The sequence below is a fragment of the Sodalis ligni genome (assembly GCF_016865525.2).
In the GTDB taxonomy this organism is placed as follows: Bacteria; Pseudomonadota; Gammaproteobacteria; order Enterobacterales; family Enterobacteriaceae; genus Acerihabitans; species Acerihabitans ligni.
In genome coordinates, this window is sequence record NZ_CP075169.1 from 3,150,650 (window position 1) to 3,171,067 (window position 20,418).

At 53.2% G+C, this 20,418-nt stretch carries 16 protein-coding genes and 1 pseudogene; 10 read left to right on the top strand and 7 right to left on the bottom strand.

What is annotated here, in order from left to right; all coding sequences use genetic code 11:
• Positions 1 to 417 precede the first annotated feature (417 nt).
• Positions 418 to 2,833, top strand: a pseudogene (locus tag GTU79_RS14645) (GNAT family N-acetyltransferase).
• A gap of 378 nt (positions 2,834 to 3,211) precedes the next feature.
• On the opposite strand, the gene GTU79_RS14650 reads toward GTU79_RS14645, so the two are convergent.
• A complete protein-coding gene (locus tag GTU79_RS14650; RefSeq protein ID WP_203521389.1) occupies positions 3,212 to 4,177 on the bottom strand; it encodes a LysR family transcriptional regulator in 966 nt (321 codons plus the stop codon).
• Between the two features lie 176 nt (positions 4,178 to 4,353).
• On the opposite strand from GTU79_RS14650, the gene GTU79_RS14655 reads away from it, so the two are divergent.
• The 3 genes from GTU79_RS14655 to GTU79_RS14665 all read left to right on the top strand — a co-directional run bounded on the left by GTU79_RS14655 (position 4,354) and on the right by GTU79_RS14665 (position 6,088).
• Complete coding sequence (locus tag GTU79_RS14655) at positions 4,354 to 5,058, top strand: SDR family NAD(P)-dependent oxidoreductase (RefSeq protein ID WP_203521388.1); 705 nt, start codon at positions 4,354 to 4,356, stop codon at positions 5,056 to 5,058.
• A gap of 224 nt (positions 5,059 to 5,282) precedes the next feature.
• On the top strand, positions 5,283 to 5,753 hold the full coding sequence (locus tag GTU79_RS14660) for a hypothetical protein (RefSeq protein ID WP_214514100.1): 471 nt from the start codon (positions 5,283 to 5,285) through the stop codon (positions 5,751 to 5,753).
• Positions 5,754 to 5,809: 56 nt separating this feature from the next.
• Positions 5,810 to 6,088 (top strand): hypothetical protein, encoded by a 279-nt coding sequence (locus GTU79_RS14665; RefSeq protein WP_214514101.1) that lies wholly within the window; start codon positions 5,810 to 5,812, stop codon positions 6,086 to 6,088.
• A gap of 447 nt (positions 6,089 to 6,535) precedes the next feature.
• Here the strand turns inward: GTU79_RS14665 and GTU79_RS14670 are convergent, their stop codons facing one another.
• From GTU79_RS14670 to GTU79_RS14695, 6 genes are all read right to left on the bottom strand, one after another.
• A complete protein-coding gene (locus GTU79_RS14670) occupies positions 6,536 to 7,444 on the bottom strand; it encodes an EamA family transporter (protein WP_214514102.1) in 909 nt (302 codons plus the stop codon).
• A 499-nt stretch (positions 7,445 to 7,943) separates the two neighbouring features.
• On the bottom strand, positions 7,944 to 8,138 hold the full coding sequence (locus GTU79_RS14675) for a hypothetical protein (protein WP_214514103.1): 195 nt from the start codon (positions 8,136 to 8,138) through the stop codon (positions 7,944 to 7,946).
• Positions 8,139 to 8,306: 168 nt separating this feature from the next.
• Entirely contained in the window at positions 8,307 to 8,549 is a 243-nt protein-coding gene (locus tag GTU79_RS14680) for a hypothetical protein (RefSeq protein WP_214514104.1), read from the bottom strand.
• A gap of 606 nt (positions 8,550 to 9,155) precedes the next feature.
• Positions 9,156 to 10,178 carry a sugar kinase gene (locus GTU79_RS14685; protein WP_203521383.1) on the bottom strand — a complete coding sequence of 341 codons (1,023 nt, stop codon included), beginning with the start codon at positions 10,176 to 10,178 and terminating at the stop codon, positions 9,156 to 9,158.
• A gap of 129 nt (positions 10,179 to 10,307) precedes the next feature.
• Positions 10,308 to 10,844, bottom strand: coding sequence for a cytochrome b561 (gene cybB / locus GTU79_RS14690; protein ID WP_203521382.1), 537 nt, complete (start codon positions 10,842 to 10,844; stop codon positions 10,308 to 10,310).
• A 142-nt stretch (positions 10,845 to 10,986) separates the two neighbouring features.
• Positions 10,987 to 12,468: a mannitol dehydrogenase family protein gene (locus GTU79_RS14695; protein ID WP_203521381.1), complete on the bottom strand. Its 1,482-nt coding sequence runs from the start codon at positions 12,466 to 12,468 to the stop codon at positions 10,987 to 10,989.
• Between the two features lie 338 nt (positions 12,469 to 12,806).
• Between GTU79_RS14695 and GTU79_RS14700 the strand changes: the two genes are divergently transcribed.
• The 6 genes from GTU79_RS14700 (at position 12,807) to GTU79_RS14720 (ending at position 20,418) form a co-directional block, all read left to right on the top strand.
• A complete protein-coding gene (locus GTU79_RS14700) occupies positions 12,807 to 13,565 on the top strand; it encodes an FCD domain-containing protein (RefSeq protein ID WP_132921540.1) in 759 nt (252 codons plus the stop codon).
• A gap of 78 nt (positions 13,566 to 13,643) precedes the next feature.
• Positions 13,644 to 14,834: a mannonate dehydratase gene (gene uxuA / locus GTU79_RS14705; RefSeq protein WP_203521380.1), complete on the top strand. Its 1,191-nt coding sequence runs from the start codon at positions 13,644 to 13,646 to the stop codon at positions 14,832 to 14,834.
• Positions 14,835 to 15,149: 315 nt separating this feature from the next.
• Positions 15,150 to 15,644: a hypothetical protein gene (locus GTU79_RS30410; protein WP_253073613.1), complete on the top strand. Its 495-nt coding sequence runs from the start codon at positions 15,150 to 15,152 to the stop codon at positions 15,642 to 15,644.
• A 66-nt stretch (positions 15,645 to 15,710) separates the two neighbouring features.
• Positions 15,711 to 17,357 (top strand): glycoside hydrolase, encoded by a 1,647-nt coding sequence (locus GTU79_RS14710; protein WP_253073614.1) that lies wholly within the window; start codon positions 15,711 to 15,713, stop codon positions 17,355 to 17,357.
• 177 nt (positions 17,358 to 17,534) lie between these two features.
• Positions 17,535 to 18,590 (top strand): alkene reductase, encoded by a 1,056-nt coding sequence (locus tag GTU79_RS14715; RefSeq protein ID WP_132921537.1) that lies wholly within the window; start codon positions 17,535 to 17,537, stop codon positions 18,588 to 18,590.
• A gap of 202 nt (positions 18,591 to 18,792) precedes the next feature.
• Positions 18,793 to 20,418: an SrfA family protein gene (locus tag GTU79_RS14720; RefSeq protein WP_253073615.1), complete on the top strand. Its 1,626-nt coding sequence runs from the start codon at positions 18,793 to 18,795 to the stop codon at positions 20,416 to 20,418.

Consider the following 20,418-nt stretch of genomic DNA (forward strand, 5'->3'; position numbering starts at 1 on the left):
CGCCATTATATAAGTATCGGGATCCACTATTCAATATTAAGATTTTTAACCTGATTAATATTCTTTATATAAGGAATGCGGCTATTTTGCAAAACAGAATTATATCAGGCTCTCATATCGTCGCGGAAAATACGGCGTCTTGTCGTCAGATAATCTATTTATATCAGTACGCTTCAACATATTAAAGAAAAAATATTATAACTGTAAAAAGAGATTGAAGAAGGGGGATGTTCCAATTTTTTAGAATTGGTGATGATGAGATGCTGATCAAGATCCACATGAAAGATGTATGCTACAAAATATATCCAATCCACCGAATTATCTGCCAGCCTATTTTAGTCAACTTGAGTACAAAGTTGTTACGGTTATGCCATTCAGTCAAATTATCTGCCAATCCGATAAACTATGGAGGATTTAATGACGACCACCCTTGATATTCTCAATAGTGCTAAAGACCTAGATCCGGCTGAGTATCGCGCGTTTTTCTTCAAAGCAAGGCGCCCATATTTTACGATCTGCGATTTCTTATCGCGACTGAGCAGTCACCCTTGTTAAACGTCATTAAAATCTTCTATTTGCTTGCGCGAGACGAGGGAAGGCTGGTTGCTCTGGTCCCGATTTATCTTCAAGAATTTCGGTCCGTTGATCCGTTAAGGTTATTGGTTTCCTCCGCTAAGCTCTCGATAGAATCTGAAGAGCGCGGACTATTTAGTCATTTTATACATTGTACGGACACCACAATACCGATGTTGGGCGATACCCTAGTCTGTATGCCCAAATATTCGATGCTCTTACGGGTATCGCACAGGCTGAGCAGGCGCGTTATTTCTGTTTTCTCAATGTACAGGATGGTGTGCTCTTGCGTGAGGCTCAACGTTATGGGCTAGAGATAAACTACATGGTGGATAAATTTTCAATCGAACTGGATGCTTTTCCGGATTTTGACAGTTTTGTGCAGTCTTTGCCCAAGTACGGGCGTTACGAAATGGTACGCCAGCTTCGTATCTTTAACCGCAGCGATGCGAGAGTTCGAATACTTGCTCCTCCCTTTGATAATGAAATTGAGAAACTGGCCCTGTTGTGTTATCCGACCGCCAAACGGCTGGGAACGCCCCATTATTGGCCAGAATCACAATTGGCCGTTTTTTGCCGTCTTTGCGGCGATCTGGTTCGCCTTAGCGTCGTAGAACAGAACGGGCAAATTGTCAGCGGCTTTATCTGCTTCGAGGAAGATGGCGCTCTCCATATCTGGTCGGCAGGCATGGATTATGAGAGTTCCGATTTCAGCCCTTACACCCTGGGCGCGTCTGCCGTGTATCGCTATGCATTCGAAAGAGGAATTAATCTTATCGAGTGCGGCCGCTTGAATTCCCGCATCAAGACTCACTTGGGGTTTAAACCGAAACGACTCTATTCCATCATCAGTCAGGATCTGGGAATATCCGCCGCTACGCAGACTTCTCTGTCTCGACTGAAGCTGGCTTCGCAACTGGATGGCGAGGTTCGTCTTGCTTCGCATCCCGCCTTTGATGAGTGGTATCTCACCAGTGCCTGGAAAAGTCGAGGTCCAACACGTAGACCTGCGGTAATAGTACGCGCCGCGACTGAGGCCGATGTGATTCGCGCGATTGTATTTGCCCAGGAGCGAGGCATGGAAGTGAGCGTACGTGGCAGTGGGCACAACTATTCCGGTTGTTTTCTTCGCTTTGATACGCTGATGTTGGACATTTCCGGCTTGAAGGGACTTGATATCGATAGCCGGCGCAAGCGCGCCATCGTTGAACCTGGGGTCAGTAGCGGTCAATTGAGTCATGCACTGGCTTTGCACGGTTTGGCTTTTCCCACAGGGCATGTAAAAGATGTGGGTATCAGCGGATTCCTGTTGGGGGGAGGGCTCGGAATCAACTGTAGCCAATGGGGAGGGATGAGCGTATTCAACGTACAAGCCCTGGACATTGTCACCGCGGACGGTCGTCTACGGCATGTTTCCGAAACCCAGGAGCCAGACTTGTTCTGGGCCGCCCGTGGCGCTGGACCCTGTTCGTTTTTTGTTGTGACCCGTTTTTACCTCAGCTGCTACTCACTGCCTCGGGTAATAACCAACAGCTTATACACGCTACCTTTCACGCATTTGCACGATTTATTGGCGAGGTTTGAAGACGCATCTCCTCCTACAAATCTTCAGGCGATGGTGTCTGTCAGCCCCCCGACATCGGGTGGCACACCAGCAGCGCTGTTAAATATCTTGGCGTTTGCCGATAGCCCACAACAAGCGCAAGCGCTACGCGAATCTTTTGAAACCAGCCTGGAGCTGCCACTTACAGCCTTGGCCATCGATCAGCCCTCAAACTTCGAGGCCATTTACGAGCAGTTCAACAACATGGTGGCATCAAAAAGGTTTTGTGCCGACAATATCCTTACAGATAACACGCAGGAATTGGTTTCCATCCTATCCCGGTATTTTTCAGACGCGCCTTCCCAGCGTACCCTTGCAGTGATTCTCTGGCGGGGTGTGACCACCTATCCGCAAGCAGCATTTTCGGCATACGGCAAGTTTTTTGTAACGACCTATGCCCAATGGAACGATGCGAAAGATGACAGTATGAATCGAAATTGGTTAAAACGGATGTATGACGAGCTTCAGGAGATTGCCCGCAGCAGTTATATCAATGAGTACGATCTTGAGACCAGGGCCGGCGAGACCAGCAGGTGCTTCGCCGCTGAGAACTGGGAGCAACTGCAAAGGCTCCGGCTGGAATACGACCCTGACGGCGTATTTGTTGACGTGCAGCAGTTGGAGGAGCATGGCGATCAGCCAGGAACAAACAACTAAATGGAATGTCAGCGCCTTGGTTCGCCGCGCCAGTCGCTGCAATGACGTGGCTGATAAATACGGGGCTAGCGGCGGACATGTGGGATCCAGAGTCCGCCCGCGGTCATATCCGGTGACCTTGAACCAGCTTAAAAGCAGCATAACAAATTTGCCTCTGCTTTATTGATTGGTGCGTATAATGTATATTATGTTAAATTGAATCTATGGTTTGAAGAACTGATAAAAGCCCGTGCGAATCAGTCAAAACACCCTCCTCTTATGATGACGATACGTGAAATCTGAAACTAACTGGCTACCATTTCCTTGCAGATTTCACGTAGCGCACCGTTAAATTGATCTTTTCCACTCTGTTTCTTTTCGTTCACAGCGGGCCTGAATTCAGCGCACCTGGGTCTTTAAAGCAGAACCGTTATGCAGCTCCGGTGACCGCTGGCGACAAACGCTTAGCACCAACTGCCGGAGCCAGCGATGAGCCGGATCAACTTCTGAACGCGGATGCCACATCTGCGATACCGTAATCCATTTGGTTTTCACAGGAAGCTCGAAGGCATAGAGCGTGCCGGAAGCTACGCCATCATTGTCAATACATTGATTTTTAAGAAAAGATTTCGGCACAAGCGCCACCAAATCTGACGCCATGGCCACAGCCAGCGCGGCGGAAAAGCTCGGCACCACGGCAGCAATCTTCCGTTCCAACCCTAATTCGGCCAGTGCCTCATCTACCGGTCCGCTTATCCGTCCGCGGCGGGAAGCGACAACATGCCCGAAAGAAACATATTGCCCGGCTGTCACCTCAGGCAGCAGAGTCAACGGATGGCCCTTTCTTACAATTCCCACGAACCGGTCCTTGAACAGCATTTGTAAACGTATTTCCGGCCCCATTTCCCCCAAGACGCCTATCTCAAGATCAACCAGTCCTTCGCGTAAAGGCAATGAAGTTTTCTCTGGCTTTGGCGCAAAACGCAGACGCACCGAAGGCGCTATTAACGCCGCCTGGGTGATAAGCAAAGGACCGAAAACCTCCACAAAACCCTCGTTGGTACGCAGGGTAAAGGTTCGCGCAAGCGTTGGTAAATCCAGTTCTGCCGTGGAGGGACTCAGTATGGCGCGAGCCTCCGCCACGGCATGCTGAGCGCGTTCGCGTAGCGCTTCGGCATGAGGCGTTAACACCATGTGACGCCCTGCCCTGACCAGTAACGGATCCCCGGCTACGGTGCGAAGACGGCCGAGGGTTCGGCTCATTGCCGAGGCGCTTAATCCAAGACGGCGCGCAGCGCCGGCCACGCTTCCCTCGGCAAGAAGCACATCAAGGGCAATGAGTAAATTGAGGTCTGGTTCAGTCATACCGCATTGTATCCTGGCCTGAAAAAGGATCAAAGGCGTCTGATGCATGTTAACAGTGCGGATGCTGCGCCTTCCGCCTGGTATTAAGCATGGTAAAATCCGATGAAATCACCAGCCAAAGATGGCCTTGATTCCGGAGTCATCGCCACCAGGCGCAAACCATGAGGAAATGATTGATGACAACACATTCTACGCAGAAGACGGCTCTTCTCATCGGCGCATCCCGTGGCCTGGGTTTTGCTATGGCTGTGGAGTATCTGCAGCGCGGCTGGCAGGTGGTCGCAACCGGGCGTGATTCTTCGAAAGACCGGCTTAACCAGATTGCTGAACAGTTTCCCAGCCTGCTGGAAGTTGAGACGGTGGATATTACGGACCCCCGCCAGGTCAATGAATTACACGCACGACTGGCACATCGCCGTTTTGATCTGCTGTTTGTGAACGCCGGCGTCAAAAATAACGATGGCGAAACCATAGCGGACGTCTCCACCGATGAGTTTATCAGGGTGATGGTAACGAACTCTCTGAGCCCGATGCGGGCGATCGAGACGTTGCAGGGTCTTGTTGCGCCCACCGGGACCATTGGCGTGATGTCTTCAGGACAAGGTAGCATCACCAATAATACAAACGGTAATTACGAGGTGTATCGGGGCAGCAAAGCAGCGCTGAACATGTTTATGCGCAGCTTTGCCGCGCGGCACAGCGGAGATTCCCGGACATTGCTGCTTATGGCGCCCGGGTGGGTACGTACGGACATGGGGGGACCGGAAGCACGTTTGAGCATACAAGAAAGCATTCCGGCACTGATAGGCACCATCGAGGCGCACGAGGGGCGCTCCGGGTTGCATTATCTTGATTATCTTGGAAAAACCGTACCCTGGTGAGCAATCGGGTATGTAAAAACGTATCGTCGTTGTTGCTGACGGCGTCATGGTTGTTGACGGTGATGCCATCATTGGCGCACGTCACGGCAAATCCTTATCTACGGTTTTGATACCTGCGCGATAATATTTGACAGCGGCGCATACCGGGGATGCGCCGCAGAAGATCATGACAATGGAAAAGAGACCTGACGGCAATCTTTTATCACTGTGATGCCGGCGTCGTGGTGGCCGCCGGCGTCGTGGTGGCCGCCGGCGTTGTGGTGGTTGCCGGTGTTGTGGTGGCCGCCGGTGTTGTGGTGGTTGCCGGTGTTGTGGTGGCCGCCGGTGTTGTGGTGGTTGCCGGTGTTGTGGTGGCCGCCGGTGTCGTGGTGGCCGCCGGTGTCGTGGTGGCCGCCGGTGTCGTGGTGGCCGCCGGTGTCGTGGTGGCCGCCGGTGTCGTGGTGGCCGCCGGTGTCGTGGTGGCCGCCGGCGTTGTGGTGGCCGCCGGTGTCGTGGTGGCCGCCGGTGTCGTGGTGGCCGCCGGTGTCGTGGTGGCCGCCGGCGTCGTGGTGGCCGCCGGCGTTGTGGTGGCTGCCGGCGTTGCGGTAGTTGCCGGTGTCGGGGTGGGTGCAGGTGTTGCCGCAGCTGTCTTCTTCTTTGATTTCGCGGCGTCATCCCGTTCGGCAAATACCGGTTTGCCGTTCACTAACGTATAAACGACATGCTTCTCGCTGTCGGGTGTGGTAGTGACCTGAACCGAAGGGATGGTGACATGGCCGACCAGCGACCGGGCATAGCCGCCGATCTGATGCTTGCCTGCAGGTACATGCAGCGATACGCTTTCTCCACCTATCAGTGCCGCTGCGTCGTTACCGTCAACGGTGACGTATACGGTCGAGCCATCGGAGGCCGTTGTGGGGACATCAGTAATAGTGACCAGGGTTTCACCGGCGGAAAAATCAGAAGCGGATTTATTGGCCGCTTGATTTGCACAGCCTGTCAGCGCAAAGGCAGCCGCAATAGCGGCCAGGGCGAATCGGTTAATCATTGAGCGGTATCGTCCTATAAGGTATTTAGTGATCTGGACGTCAATATAACAGAAATCCATATTGAGATGAATGCACCAAAGGGGGAACTAAGAGAATTCTGCTGTTAGCCGGAAGGATGCTCACGCAATCCGCCGGCGCGATTTACCAGGACAGTATGTATGTTAAACAGCCGATAATGGTATCAAAACATTTCGATCAAAAGCCATATACCATAAGAGCAATGCTTTTACTGAAACTCATTTTTTTGTTACCGTAAACCCCCTATTTTATAAAGGGATTAATAACAAATCAACTTTGCATAATGGATGCTATAGAAATATGAATTTAAATATCTACCAAAGAGCATCAATAATGTTTAAGCGGTTTTTTATCACCTGCCAATATAGCAAAAAATCATGTGATGCAATAAACAACCAATTGATACCATTCTATACAGAAGTGTCAGGATATTAAATCTGATGCGCCGCTTTTCGGTTCATCAAGCGGGGGCCGAAAACATTAATCAGCAGCCCCAGCATAATGACGGCAACGCCGATAAATTGCAGGCCATTGAGCATTTCACCCAAAATCAACGCGGCGCTGGTGAGTCCCACAACCGGCACAAGCAGCGCAAACGGCGTCACGCGCCAGGTCTCATGGCGGGACAATAGGTTACCCCATAAGCCGTAACCGATAATGGTGGGAATAAAGGCCAGGTAAATCAGTGAAAATACCGTGGGCGCCTTGATATTGACGATACTGTCAACGATGGCTTTAGGCCCTTCAAATATCCAGGAACACAATAAAAAGGGAATAACCGGTATCAGTGCGCTCCAGACGACCAGAGAAAGAATCGGCGTCTTGGGCGAGTTGATCATAATGATTTTATTGCTGATATTACCAAACGCCCAGAATAGCCCGGCGGTGAGTGTCAATAACAACCCGAGCGGCGGAATGGCGGACAGCGTATTGGTCATGCCGCCCTCAACCAGTACCCCTATACCCGCCGCCGCGATAAGCGTACCCACAATCTGCATGGCCTTGATTTTTTCCGACAGGAAAAACGTGCCCAGAATAATGGTGAAGAAAACCTGGGATTGAAGAATCAATGAGGCGATGCCGGTGGGCATGCCGATATTGATGGCGCCAAACAGGAAAGCAAACTGCAGGAAGCTGATGGTTAACGCATAAAGCGCCAGCCATTTAAGGGGAATTTTCGGGGCCGGTATAAAAAAGACGGCCGGAATCGCAACCAGCAGGAACCGCAAACCGCCCAGTAAAAAAGGCGGCATGCCGTGCAGGCCAACCTTGATAATCACAAAATTAACGCCCCAGATGACCACCACCAACAGCGCCAACAGCGTATCTTTTACCGACATCCCCGGTTCCTTTCACAATAACGACATTAATATTGCCCTATACAGGACTTTCGGTCAGCAGGACCATGCGCTGCCGCGGATCAAACGCGTCGCGTTTCTCACGCCATGAATAAAAATACAGGGAAACGACTTCTTTTCTATAGACAGTTACCATCGAAAAAGCAGTACAGTATGATGGTCAAGACAAAACTCCGCATCTCAGTCGGAACCGGCTCTTAGGTGTAAAGATTTACCGTACCCATTAATCTAGTCCAGCAGATAAACAACGCATTTTCCCAGACTGCACAATCTCTTTGGCAACAGATTTGAATGCGTTATGGTAGATAGATACCAGCTTCATTAACCCATTTCGGTATTGTTTGGATTATTTCCTGACCGCACAACTCTTCGGCTTTGGGGTTATATGTACGCTCGGCTATGCTATGGCATCGTGCAAGACTGGTATCTATCATACGAACTATTTCATCCTCTGTGTAGTAAGCACTATGAATGCCTAATTTTAATGCCAATGCCCTTGATAATTGCCCTCTTTCGAGTATAAAACATCCTCATTGAACGGTAATTTATTTAATTGATTTTGTATGGCTTTTTCTATTTTATTAGTGGGATGTATCTCTATTCTAACTCTAGTATTTTTCATTATGTATTGTTCATTCGGATCAACAACATTAGCTTTTTGGTCAAATATATTCATATATATTTGACCAAACGTATCTTTATTTTCTGCCGCATAAGACAAGTTATTTTAAATATTTTTCGCTCACTGTGATTAGCCCCATTTTTGACGATCCGCGAATAATCATTATATATTCTATCGACCTCACCCGGCTTAGCTAGCGTATTTAAAAAATATCCATCACTTCTACCCAAGGTCCAATTCTATGGATATCATTTGGATACGTTTTTCATTGATTATTTTATTTAAAAGATCATGGGAGCTCTGATGATAAAAGGTATATGCCCACATACTATTACCTGGCGTTGCTGTGACTATTTTAAGATAGTCCTGATCCTCATTTCCAGTGGTTTTGACATTCGCCCATTCGAACAATGCATAATCACCTGCCGCAGGTGCGACATCATGATCCAGTTTCATCATCGCCATAAGCCCTTCCATTGCTCATTACTTTTGTAGGATTCGTCTTTTCAAGATGCAGAGTTATCGCTAGAGCAGTGATATTTGGCCCAGTAGGTTGATTGCCTCGATATGCACATCCGCTCAAAGAGCAGGCAATGACAGTGGTAATTGCAAAATTCCCTAATTGAAATGATCGCACTACACGCTCCTTTTTAATTGCTGTGTTTTAATCGAACTAAGGATCATCAGTCTATGACAGCCTGAGTAGCAACCCTTGCTGCCCTGATATGAACACCTCAAGCCGAGTATACCGGCGGGACTTATAGGCAATAATCACGATGCCCCAATAACGGGGACGGGGCCAATATTAACTTAATCGGAATTTATCGAAATAAAATTAGCGAATTTTTTTTGTTTTAGGCGTGCGGCGAGGAAAAAGCATTTTTTGAAAAATTTTGGCAGGAACAACCATGAATGGCTATATCAGTTTACCTTTGAAGCACTCAAAGAAATCACAACACTCTCTGCTTGACCGTCCGACATTTATTAGGGGGATACCTGCTGGTATCCCCTTCTGTTCTTTCGCATTAAACAGTACGGATGACGTGCTAAAGAGTCAATCCTTGCAATAACTCACCGGCTCATGCTGGCGCCGCCGCCCTTTTTCATCACTGAGCGTATTTCAGATTCCTGCACCAGATTTAAATCGCCGCTGACGGTCAATTTTAATACGCTGGCGGCAATGGCAAAATCAATGTCTTCCTGAGCGCCAAAACCGTGCAGCAATCCATGCATTAAACCGGCGCCAAACGCGTCACCGGCGGCAACGCCTTCCATGACGTGCAAATTGTAGCGGGTGGTTTCGTAAAACTCGCCGTCTTTAAGCAATAATCCCATCCATTGGCTTTCTTCCACGGAATGGATATTTCTGAGGACGCTGGCCACCGTTTTACAGCCAGGGTACTTTTTGGTGACGGCAAGCATACCGGCTTTAAATGAATCTTTTTGCTCTATGCCGTGGGACATATCGCCATCGAAGGCTTTAATGCCCAGCGTCGCTTCGAAATCTTCATCATTGGCGATACAAATGGTGACATAATTCATCAGCTTGGACATGACCACCTGGGCTTTTTCGGGGGACCACATCTTGCCGCGGTAATTCATATCACACACAACCGGAATGTTATGCGCTTTGCAATACACGCAGGCGTCAGTAACAACCTGCTCTAATTCAGATGAAATAGCCGGGGTAATGCCCGAAAAATAGAAATAATCAACGCCCCTGAGCAGTTCTTCCCACTGGAACTCATTACGGGCAGCTTCGGCGAAGGAGCTGCCTGCCCGATCGTACACCACATTGCTGGAACGTACGCTGGCGCCTTTTTCAAAGAAGTAAATGCCCAGACGGTTGCCGCCGCGTAAAATTTTTGTGGTATCCACGCCGTATTTACGCAACGCGGACAATGCGGTTTCTCCCAGCAGATTGCCCGGCAGCTTGGTCAAATAGGCAGCGTCATTGCCCAGGAGGGCTAAAGATACGGCGACATTCGCTTCTGCACCACCATAGGTTGCTTCTAAAACATCCGACTGAATGATGCGATTGTTGCCTAGCGGTTTCAATCTAAGCATCATTTCACCAAAAGTTAACACTTTCATTTCGTTACTCTATGTTCAATTTAAGGAAGTGATTGTATCACTTAAATAATGCCGATGAACAATAACCAAATTACCCGCGGTGCATCGATTGATTAAAGAATTTGATAATGTTTCGCCGGAACCTTATTTTTAACGGGGCTTGCCGGGCAGCATTCGTTCCAGGGTATTGTCCCGCATTATATAATGATGAAACAGCGCCGCCGCCGCGTGCAGGCCGATAATAAAATAGCCGGTGTTGGCAATCAGCTCATGGATATCGCGCAACCGGGACTGCATATCGGCGTCCGGGATATCCCGCACCGGCATGGCATAACCGAAAAAGACCCACTCCCTGCCGCCAAAATAGAGCGTCAGCAGCCCGAGCAGCGGCAAGCAGACAAACATCAGGTACATCACGCCGTGTACCAGGTGTGCCAGAATCATCTGCCAGCGCGGCGGTTGCGGAACAATGGCCGGCGTTTGAGCGGCAAGACGCACCAGGATGCGCAGTACCATCAGGATCAGTACGCTGACGCCGGCGGTATAATGCAAGGTCGTTATCCCTTTTCGCAGGGCGCTGTCATAGGGGGCGAATCCTCTGAGCTCCATGGCGGCGTAGGCGGTGGCGATCAAAATGAAGATAATCCAGTGGAAACCCATCTGCAGCGATGAATATTTTTTTCCCATAGCGCTTTTCCCCTAAGAAGATCAGACTGCATTTCCTATCATAACGGGTTCCAGGACCGTTATATGCCTCGCTCTCCACGCTTTGGAATTATTGCCTGTTTTTTGCCGCTTTGACGCCCGCGGCTTGGCTAACGCTCCTGGATTAGCGGATACCCTCTTGCACCAGTTGGCTAACGGTTTTCTCCGCACCCTGCTGCTGCAACAGCAAGTAGGCTCGGGTCACACTCTGGACAAAATGTATTTCTCCCGCCAGGTCTGTACCGAAAATATGCTCGAGAGACAACAAGGCTTTTACCCGTTCAGCTCCGTCGGCGCCGGCGTCGCAGGCCACGCGGATATCGTTCAGCAGCGGATCGCGAATGTCGATGGGTTGGCCGCTGTCATCCGCACCGCTCACATAGCGCATCCACCCCGCCACGCCAAGCGCCAGGAAATCAAAACGGCCGCCGCGGCGCAGGTGCCAGCGAATAGGATCCAGCATGCGCTGCGGTAGTTTCTGGCTGCCGTCCATGGCGATTTGCCAGGTCCGGTGGCGCAGCGACGGGTTGGTGAACCGCTCAGCCAACTGATCCGCATAGGCGGCTAAATCCACGCCGGTGATACTCAGCGTCGGCGCCTGTTCATTCATCATCAGCGCGCGGATAGCCCGGCGATAGGTATCGCTGCCCATAGCGGCGTCAATATATTGGTAGCCGGCCAGGTAACCCAAATAGGCCAGGAACGAGTGACTGCCGTTCAGCATCCGCAGCTTCATCTCTTCATAAGGCAAGACTTCCTTTACCAGCTCGGCGCCGACCTTTTCCCACGCCGGACGGCCGGCGACGAAATTGTCTTCCACCACCCATTGGATAAAGGGTTCGCAGGCGATACCGCAGGGATCCCGGACCCCCAGCACCCGTGCGATGTCATTTAGCGTATCCTGCGTCGCGGCGGGCACGATACGATCCACCATGGTATTGGGAAAAGTGACCGAGGATGCTATCCACTGCGCCAGGCCGGCGTCCTGCGCCTGGGCCAGTTCAAGCACCGCATGACGGACCACATGGCCGTTTTCCGGAATATTGTCGCACGACAGCACGGTAAACGCCCCCAGGCCTCTTTCCCGGCGGCGGCGCAGCGCCTCAACGATAACGCCCGGAGCGGATGAGGGATTTTGCGGCGCGGCTAAATCGGCGGCTATCATGGGATTGTTTAAATCGAGATGACGGCCGCCCGCGAGCATGCAATAGCCCTTTTCGGTTACGGTCAGCGAGACGATGGCCACCTGGGGTTCGGCCAGTTTATCCAGTACCGCTTCCATGCCGTCGAAAGCGGGATGCATTGATTCATGTACGGACCCGATAACATGTCCATGACTCGCTTCGGCGCCCTTTTCCAGCACCGTATACAGATGGTCCTGCTGGCGCAAAGCGCTAATCAGCTCCTCGCCGCCCACCAGATTGATTTCACAGATGCCCCAATCCCCACCCTCGAGCGATAAAACCCTGTGGGTCAATAAAGCCTGGTGGGCCCGGTGAAAGGCGCCGAATCCCAGATGGACGATACGGCTGCGCAGCATGCCGCGATCGTAGGCAGGCTGTGAAATGGCGGCGGGAAGTTCGGCGGTGGCTATGTTGGTGTCCATGTGTTCTCCATGACAGAAAGGGCAATAAAGAGAGCCATCGGGATCATGTCGGATCCCGTGGTGCCTATGATGTGATCGCGATAGATATCATACCAATTTTGGTAAAAATACCACATTGGTCTGTTTAATTTATTAGATTTGTGAACTTGATCAACCAATTCAGCCGGAACTTTTGACTTTGCTGTCCGGAGCCAGCATCCTGTCTGGCAATGACCGCTAAATTGGATAACCAATTTAGACTACGGGCGACTATCGAGCCCGCGATGAGATTATCAGCGGTTAAATGAAAGAAATTGCCGCATCGGCGCGATCCAGTAAATCAAAGGAAGAGTTAAGCAATGGCGGAACCGAAACGGTTGTATCAAAAGGTCGGTGCGCAGTTGAAAACACTGCTGGCATCAGGTCAGTATGCGGTGGGTTCCAGATTGCCCCCCGAGCGGGATATCGCCGAGCTGTTGGGCGTCAGCCGGGTGGTGATTCGCGAAGCGCTGGTAATGCTGGAGGTGGAAGATATTCTCGAGGTCCGCCGCGGCTCCGGCGTCTATGTGCTGCGCTTGCCGTCACAAGACAGCAGCCGGCAGAGTGATTACCAACCCTTCGGCGATGATGTCGGCCCTTTCGAAATGCTGCAGGCGCGCCAGCTGCTGGAAAGCCAGGTGGCGGCTTTCGCCGCGACGCAGGTGAATAAATCCGATATCGCCGAGATGCGGCAGGCGCTGGCCCACGAACGTCAATCGCTGGAAGCGGGCCTGACCGATTATGACGGCGATGAAAAATTCCATTTGCTGATTGCCCGCGCCACGCAAAACGCCCTGCTGGAGGAGATGGTCTATACCCTGTGGCTGCGCCGGCAAAGCAGTCCCATGTGGCAAAAATTACACACCCATATTGTCGGGCAGGATTACCGCCTGAAGTGGCTTGAGGATCATCATGGCATACTGATGGCTTTACAGCAGCGGGACCCGAAAAAGGCCCGGCAGGCGATGTGGCAGCATCTGGAAAACGTCAAACAGACTTTATTGACCTTATCCGACAGCGAGGACCCGGGGTTCGACGGCTATCTTTTTACCTCCATCCCCGCTGTTATAAACGAGTAGCCGACTGTTTTGCTGAAAAACCGCCGGTTGACTGGCCGGCGGTTGCGGCTTAATTACCTGTATGATGAGGATTGAACTATGGAACAAACATGGCGTTGGTACGGACCAGGCGATCCGGTTTCCCTTGACGATATCCGCCAGGCCGGCGCAACCGGCGTGGTGACCGCCCTGCACCATATTCCCAACGGCGAAGTCTGGTCGGTAGAGGAAATCGAAAAGCGCAAAGCGGAACTGGCGGCCAAGAATCTGGTTTGGTCGGTAGTGGAAAGCGTGCCGGTGCACGAGGAAATCAAAACCCAAACCGGCAACTATAGGCAGCACATTGCCAACTATCAGCAAACACTGCGCAATCTCGGCCGATGCGGTATCGATACCGTCTGCTATAACTTTATGCCGGTGCTGGACTGGACGCGTACCGACCTGGGCTACGAATTGCCGGAGGGCTCCAAGGCGCTGCGTTTCGACCATATCGCTTTTGCGGCGTTCGAGCTGCACATCCTGCGGCGGTCCGGTGCTGAGGCGGATTACAGCGATGATGAGAAAAAACAGGCAAAAGCCTATTTTGATCATATGAGCCAGCAGGATATTACCCAACTGACCAATAACATCATCGCCGGCCTGCCGGGGGCCGAAGAGGGTTATACTCTCGAGCAGTTCAGGGCGCGCCTGGCGGAATATGCCCATATCGATAAAGCGGCCCTGCGCGAACATATGGCCTATTTCCTACGGGAAATCGTGCCGGTGGCCGAAGCGTCAGGTATCCGTCTGGCGGTACACCCGGACGATCCGCCGCGTCCGATCCTGGGCTTACCGCGCATCGTCTCCACCATTGAGGATATGCAGTGGCTGAAAGAGGCCGTCCCCGCCCCCACCAACGGCTTCACCTTCTGTACCGGTTCTTACGGCGTGCGGGCGGATAACGACCTGGTTAAAATGGCGGAAACCTTCAGCGATCGCATTTGGTTTACCCATTTGCGCTCTACCGTCCGCGAAGAGAATCCCAAAAGCTTCCATGAAGCGGCGCATTTGCAGGGCGACGTGGATATGGTGGGAGTTGTTACCGCCATTTTACGGGAAGAACAGCGCCGGCAGGATATGGGCGACCAGCGCCCTATTCCCATGCGCCCGGACCATGGACACCAAATGCTGGATGATTTGCATAAGAAAACCAACCCCGGCTATTCCGCCATCGGTCGGTTAAAAGGCCTGGCCGAAGTCAGGGGTGTGGAACTGGCGGTGCGTCGCCTGTGTTTTCCTAATCTGAAGTAGCAGCCGGCCTTTATTTTAACCCAGGATAACGGCGTTATTCTCCCCTTTCCGGACAGCAGCCGGTCAGGGGACCTTATAGGGCGCCGCCGGTCCTGGCGAAAAGTGTGGTTTATCAAATGTAGCTAATGTAAGAATTATAATTATATATAAATGGATGTTGTAACTAAATTAGCTATCCTCCCTCATACAGCACCCCCTTCATGGGATTAATCTGCTTTGTGGGCTATGCCGCCTGTCTTGATGCTCCGTTTATGCTTTACACCGTATCGTGGCCACGCTGAATTCCGTTTAATCATAAGATGAACTTTCCCCCTGATGAAAAAAAATCCGTTCTCTATCACTTTGGTCGCCGGTCTGATCCTGTTCGCCCTTACCCTTACCCTTGCCCCTGCCGACGCCGTGCGATTGCAGCAGGGATCCGCGCTGTTTGATATTGATCCGGCCACGCTGCAAATCAGCGCCGGCGACAGGCTGGTGAATAGTCCTAAGATACCCCATGAAGTGAGTTCATTACGGCAATCTATGGCGTCGGCCCACTGGGAGTGGCCGGAATGCGGCATGCAAATTACCGCCGTGCTGGAAGGCAACGATTTGCGCCTGAGTTTCAGCAGCGGACAGCCGCAGGTATTGGATTGGTTCACCCTGCCGCCACAGGCCTCCGCGCTGCTGCTGCCCATGGGAGAAGGCAGCCGGATACCGCTGGATAATCCTCTCTGGCAGGAGTATATGGTCAGTGAACAGTCGCCGATGGACACCAACGGGAACCTTAACCTCCCCTTATGGCCCCAGGAACAGGGGGGAAAGTTTTAAAGCTGGCTGCTGCCCCCCCCGTTTAGCAATGAGATCACTTTCAGTGTTGCCGACGCCCGCCTGCAGATGCATAGCCTTCACCGATTCAATCGCTTTAACCGACAGCACGCCTTCGAGGTCTTGCTGCATGTCGGCGACACGCCGCTTTCAGGCGCGATACGCTATCGTGAATACCTCCGGCAAAGCGGACAATTCAGCTCGCTGTGGGATAAAATCAAGATTGCGCCGGAAGGCGAAAAGCTCATTGGCGCCACCCATCTCTATCTGTGGGGCGGCATGCTGCTGGACCAGGCAGATGTAAAAAAATGGCCGGAACTGATGGATTACCTGCAATCTCCGGCCGGCGCCGGACTGTGGGAAAAGATGGAAACGGAAGCACGGGACGCCATAAAACGGCTGAAAGGCCGCGCCCCCGCTTCCTGGCAGCAACCGGCCCTGGTAGAAGCCCTCAATCAGGCCCTGCTGGCGCAGGTGCCGCAGGATCGAGATTTTTCACTGCCGGCGCAGCAGCGGCACGCCGCCGGAGTACGCCATCTGGCGCTACGCCAGCTGGGGGCCTATCTCTCGCCCGCCGAAAGCTGGGGCCAGGGATTGTCCACGCCGCTTCTCGAATCATTGCATCAGGCCGGATTGCCCAGGCTATGGTTAGGCACAGACAACTGGACCGCTGAATTTCTGCACCCGCAGGCGGTAGCCGCCGCTAAAACATCAGGCTACCTGATAGCCAGCTACGACTCCTATGATACCGCGATTCCTCGCGGCGTTAACGATAGCTGGCTTACCGCGCAAGTACCTTCGGCGCTGCGGGAAAAATGCGCCATCGTGGAGTCCGACGGCAGCAAAAAACCCGGTTTCGGCGGCGAGGGGTACTATCTCAATCCCCACTGCATGCTGTCCTTTTCACGGCAACGCATGGCCGAGCTGGTAAAACTGGCCGGACTCAACAGCCTGTTTCTGGATGTCGACGGTACGGGCATGGTGTCTGACGATTATCATCCGGAACACCCCACGGGAGCGGCGGATATGGCGCAGGCACGCAACGCGCGGCTTGCCTGGTTCAGCAATACCGTTAAATTGCCGTTGGGCTCCGAAGACGGCAATGCGGTGAACGCGCGCCATCTCATGTTTGCCCACGGCATGGAAACCTGGGGTTTCGGCTGGGGGGATAAGGATATGCATCAGAATAAACAATCTCCTTTTTATCTCGGCGGCTGGTGGCCCAACGCGCAGCCGGATCTCTTCTTTCGCCCGGCAAAGGTGAAGCAGCCTTATCTCACCGTCCAGTTTGACCCGCGCTACCGTCTGCCGCTGTATCAGGCGGTTTATCATGATGCGGTGATAAGCAGCCACCACTGGAACTATGACAACCTCAAATTCAGCGATGTCAAAACCGTCCGTGCATTGCTCAGCCAGCTCTATAACACCCCGCCGTTGTTCAACCTCAGCCGCGGCACCCTGCGGGACCGGCTGCCTGAAATCAAAAAAGCGGATGCGGCCTTCCGGCCGCTGCACCAGGCGCTGTGGGATAAGGCGCTGACCGGTTTTTGCTGGCTGGACCAGGCCGGCTGGGTGCAACAGACATCATTCAGCGACGGATCGCAGCTGACAGCCAATTTTGGCGACCGGCCTTTTGGCGATGTGGCTGCCCACAGCCTGCGAGCCCGATTGTCTGACGGCCGTATCCTGGATGTCAGTTACGGCGACCCGCAATGATAAAGGCATCAACCTGCGTTTGCCCGGCCTGTTATACCGCGCCGTATCGCACATGCAGTAACACCGGCCATGACAAAAAAGGCTTTAATGAATCTTGCATCAGAAATATAACAGCTTTTCATTACCAGTATGATTAATCGACGGCTAACCCAGCCTGTTTTTCCATGGAGAACATATATGCCTTCTTTATATGAGCCCGTTAAAATCGGCGCCCTTGAACTGAGCAATCGCATCGTCATGGCCCCATTGACCCGCATGCGGGCCGTCAATGAACGCAGTCCGGGGCCGGTGACCAAAGAGTATTACGTTCAGCGTGCCGGCGCCGGCCTCATCCTCACCGAGGCCACGTCGGTATCGCCGCAGGGAGTGGGTTATCCCAATACGCCGGGGATCTGGTCGGAACAGCAGGTTGCCGCCTGGCGCGAGGTTACCGAGGCCGTGCACCAGGCCGGCGGCAAAATAGTCATTCAGCTATGGCATGTGGGACGGATTTCCGATCCGGCGTATTTAAACGGCGAATTGCCGGTGGCTCCCAGCGCCATCGCGCCGGCAGGGCATGTCAGCACGCTGCGGCCGCAGAAACCCTATGAAGTGCCCCGTGCGCTGGAAACGGAAGAAATTCCCGGTATCGTGGAGGATTTTCGCCGCGGGGCCGAAAATGCCAAACGCGCCGGTTTTGACGGTATTGAAATCCACGCGGCCAACGGCTATCTGTTCGATCAATTCCTCCATGACGGCTCGAACAAACGCACCGATCGTTATGGCGGCTCCATCGCCAACCGGGCGCGTTTCCTGCTGGAAACCGTTGATGCGCTGTTAACCGTCTGGCCGGCGGACCGGTTCGGCGTGCATCTGAACCTGATGTCCAGCTCCTATTCCATGCATGACTCTAATCCCCGCGCCATGTTCGGCTACGTGGTGGAAGAACTGAATAAGCGCCGGCTGGCCTTTATCTTTGCCCGCGAATCGCTGGATTTTCCCGATCGTATCGGGCCGCAGGTGAGAAAAACCTTCTCCGGCGCCTGGATTGCCAACGAAGGATTAACCAAAGCTTCCGCCGAGGCGTTGATAAGCCAGGGGGCGGCTGACGCGGCGGCATTCGGCAATCTCTATATCGCCAATCCCGATTTGGTGCAGCGGTTTAAACAGGACGCGCCGCTTAATCCCCTTAACAAAGGAACGATTTACGCTGAAGGCGGCATCGGCTATACCGATTACCCGACCCTGTCCTGAAAAAAGGCGATGGCTCAAATATTCAGACGTTTTACCGCTTATTCGGCCGTTTGATTTACCCGTAATCGCACTAGAGTATCCATTGTTGCAGATAGCGCATTATTTTCTGCTTTAGATATTTCTCACAATGGGTCTCTTTTGCGTGGCGAAATCATTTTTACGCAGTGCATTCTTACGCAGTGCATTCTTACGCAGTGGAAGTTTGGACGGTCTCCTCGCGCTGGGGGAAGACGGGCTGCCGGTTTATGCATCGGCGGTACAGCTGCGGGAAACCTTGCGCCTGCGGGGGCAGCAGCAGCTTCTTGATTGCCTGGCCATTCCCCAGCCCCATGAGCAGGGTGAAAGGCTTGACTGGTATGCACCCATTGAAGGAAAGGTCACGACATGGGCCGCCGCCGACGATAGCCAGCGCGCATCGGCCCTGCGTCAGCTGGAGCAGTGCCAGGCCACGGTAGCCGATATCAGCCGCCGGGCGCAAAGGGCGGAAAAAGCCGCGCAAAAACTGTTCGGTATGCTGTTGGCTAAAGCTATTCAGTTTCCCGATCAGAACCATGTTTACCTGGTGGGCGAAAAAGCGGTGCTCACCTTCTGGGGCTTCGTTAAACTCGATGAAAAACCCCGCGCCGATCCCCTCGATTGCCTGCGCCCGCCCCCGCCGGCTCCCGAACCGGTAATGATCCCGGTCCGGCACGATCCTATTGATATTCCCCCGACCGTTGCCCGGCAATCGTCCCCCCGGCTCATCGGACAACCTGATATTCCCGAACCCGCCAGCGTGTCGAGCATGGAATCCGGCATGGCCGAAACCGTCCAACGGGCGCAACCGGAAACTACCACGGCGTTGCCAAAAACCAAAGGCCGGCGGCTCAGGCGCCGCCTGTGGTGGATTTTGCCGGCCCTGGCGCTGGCGGCGATTCTGGTCTTTCAGCTGTACGGCTATCTGGCGAACAGTCCGGAATGGCCTCCGGTATCGGCCCCGGTGGTGGTGCCGCAAGTCGTGGCGCCCACTACGCCCATGAGCGCCACGCCCGCCGGTCAAACCAACCATCAGACGGACTCCGTCCCTGCGGCTACCGGCAGGAACCGGCCCACCACGGCCATTAGTCCGGCCCCGGCTGCCGACGGCCGCGGTGTCCCGGTGGGGGGGTCCGCCGCCGCCAGCAACGATGTTTTATCAGGGACGGCCCATGCCGCCGGTAATGCCGCTGAGGGTAAGATGAATGCCGGACCGGCCTATGCCACCGCTAATGAAGCCCGTGCTTCAGCCGATGGCAAAGCCGTCGCCGGCGCTGAAAACACCGCCTCAACCCAAGGCAATCGCAGCGCAGCGGCGAATGATGAAAGTGCCGCGGGCGCGGGCGCGACCCATTCCGCCATTGTGCCGACAGAGCAAGTTACGGCGTCACAAATGGGTGCACCCTTATCCCCCTCGCAGATGAAAAACGCCCTGCGGCTGCCTGCCGAGGCGGTGAGGGCGGGCTCCATCACATTTTTCAATGGCCGCTGGCAGGTCAGCGTCGACAGCAAGAATCCGGTGACCGGCGGCAAGGCGGTGAGTTTCGAGTATCAGGTTAAAAACGGCGGCGGCGTGGCGAAGATACGGTATGGAGACGGCACCATCTGCCGGGCGGATGTGCACGCCGGCCTGATGAAATCGGGCAATCTGGTGATCAAAAGCCGGCAAAATGCCCGCTGCAGCGACGGTTCCACCTACCGCATGCCGCAAATTGTCTGTAAACAAAGCCTGACCGGGATAGCGGACTGCCAGAGTCGTTATGACAATGGCCAGGCCTTTCCCACCCAGATAAAGCGTGAGAATGTAAAATAA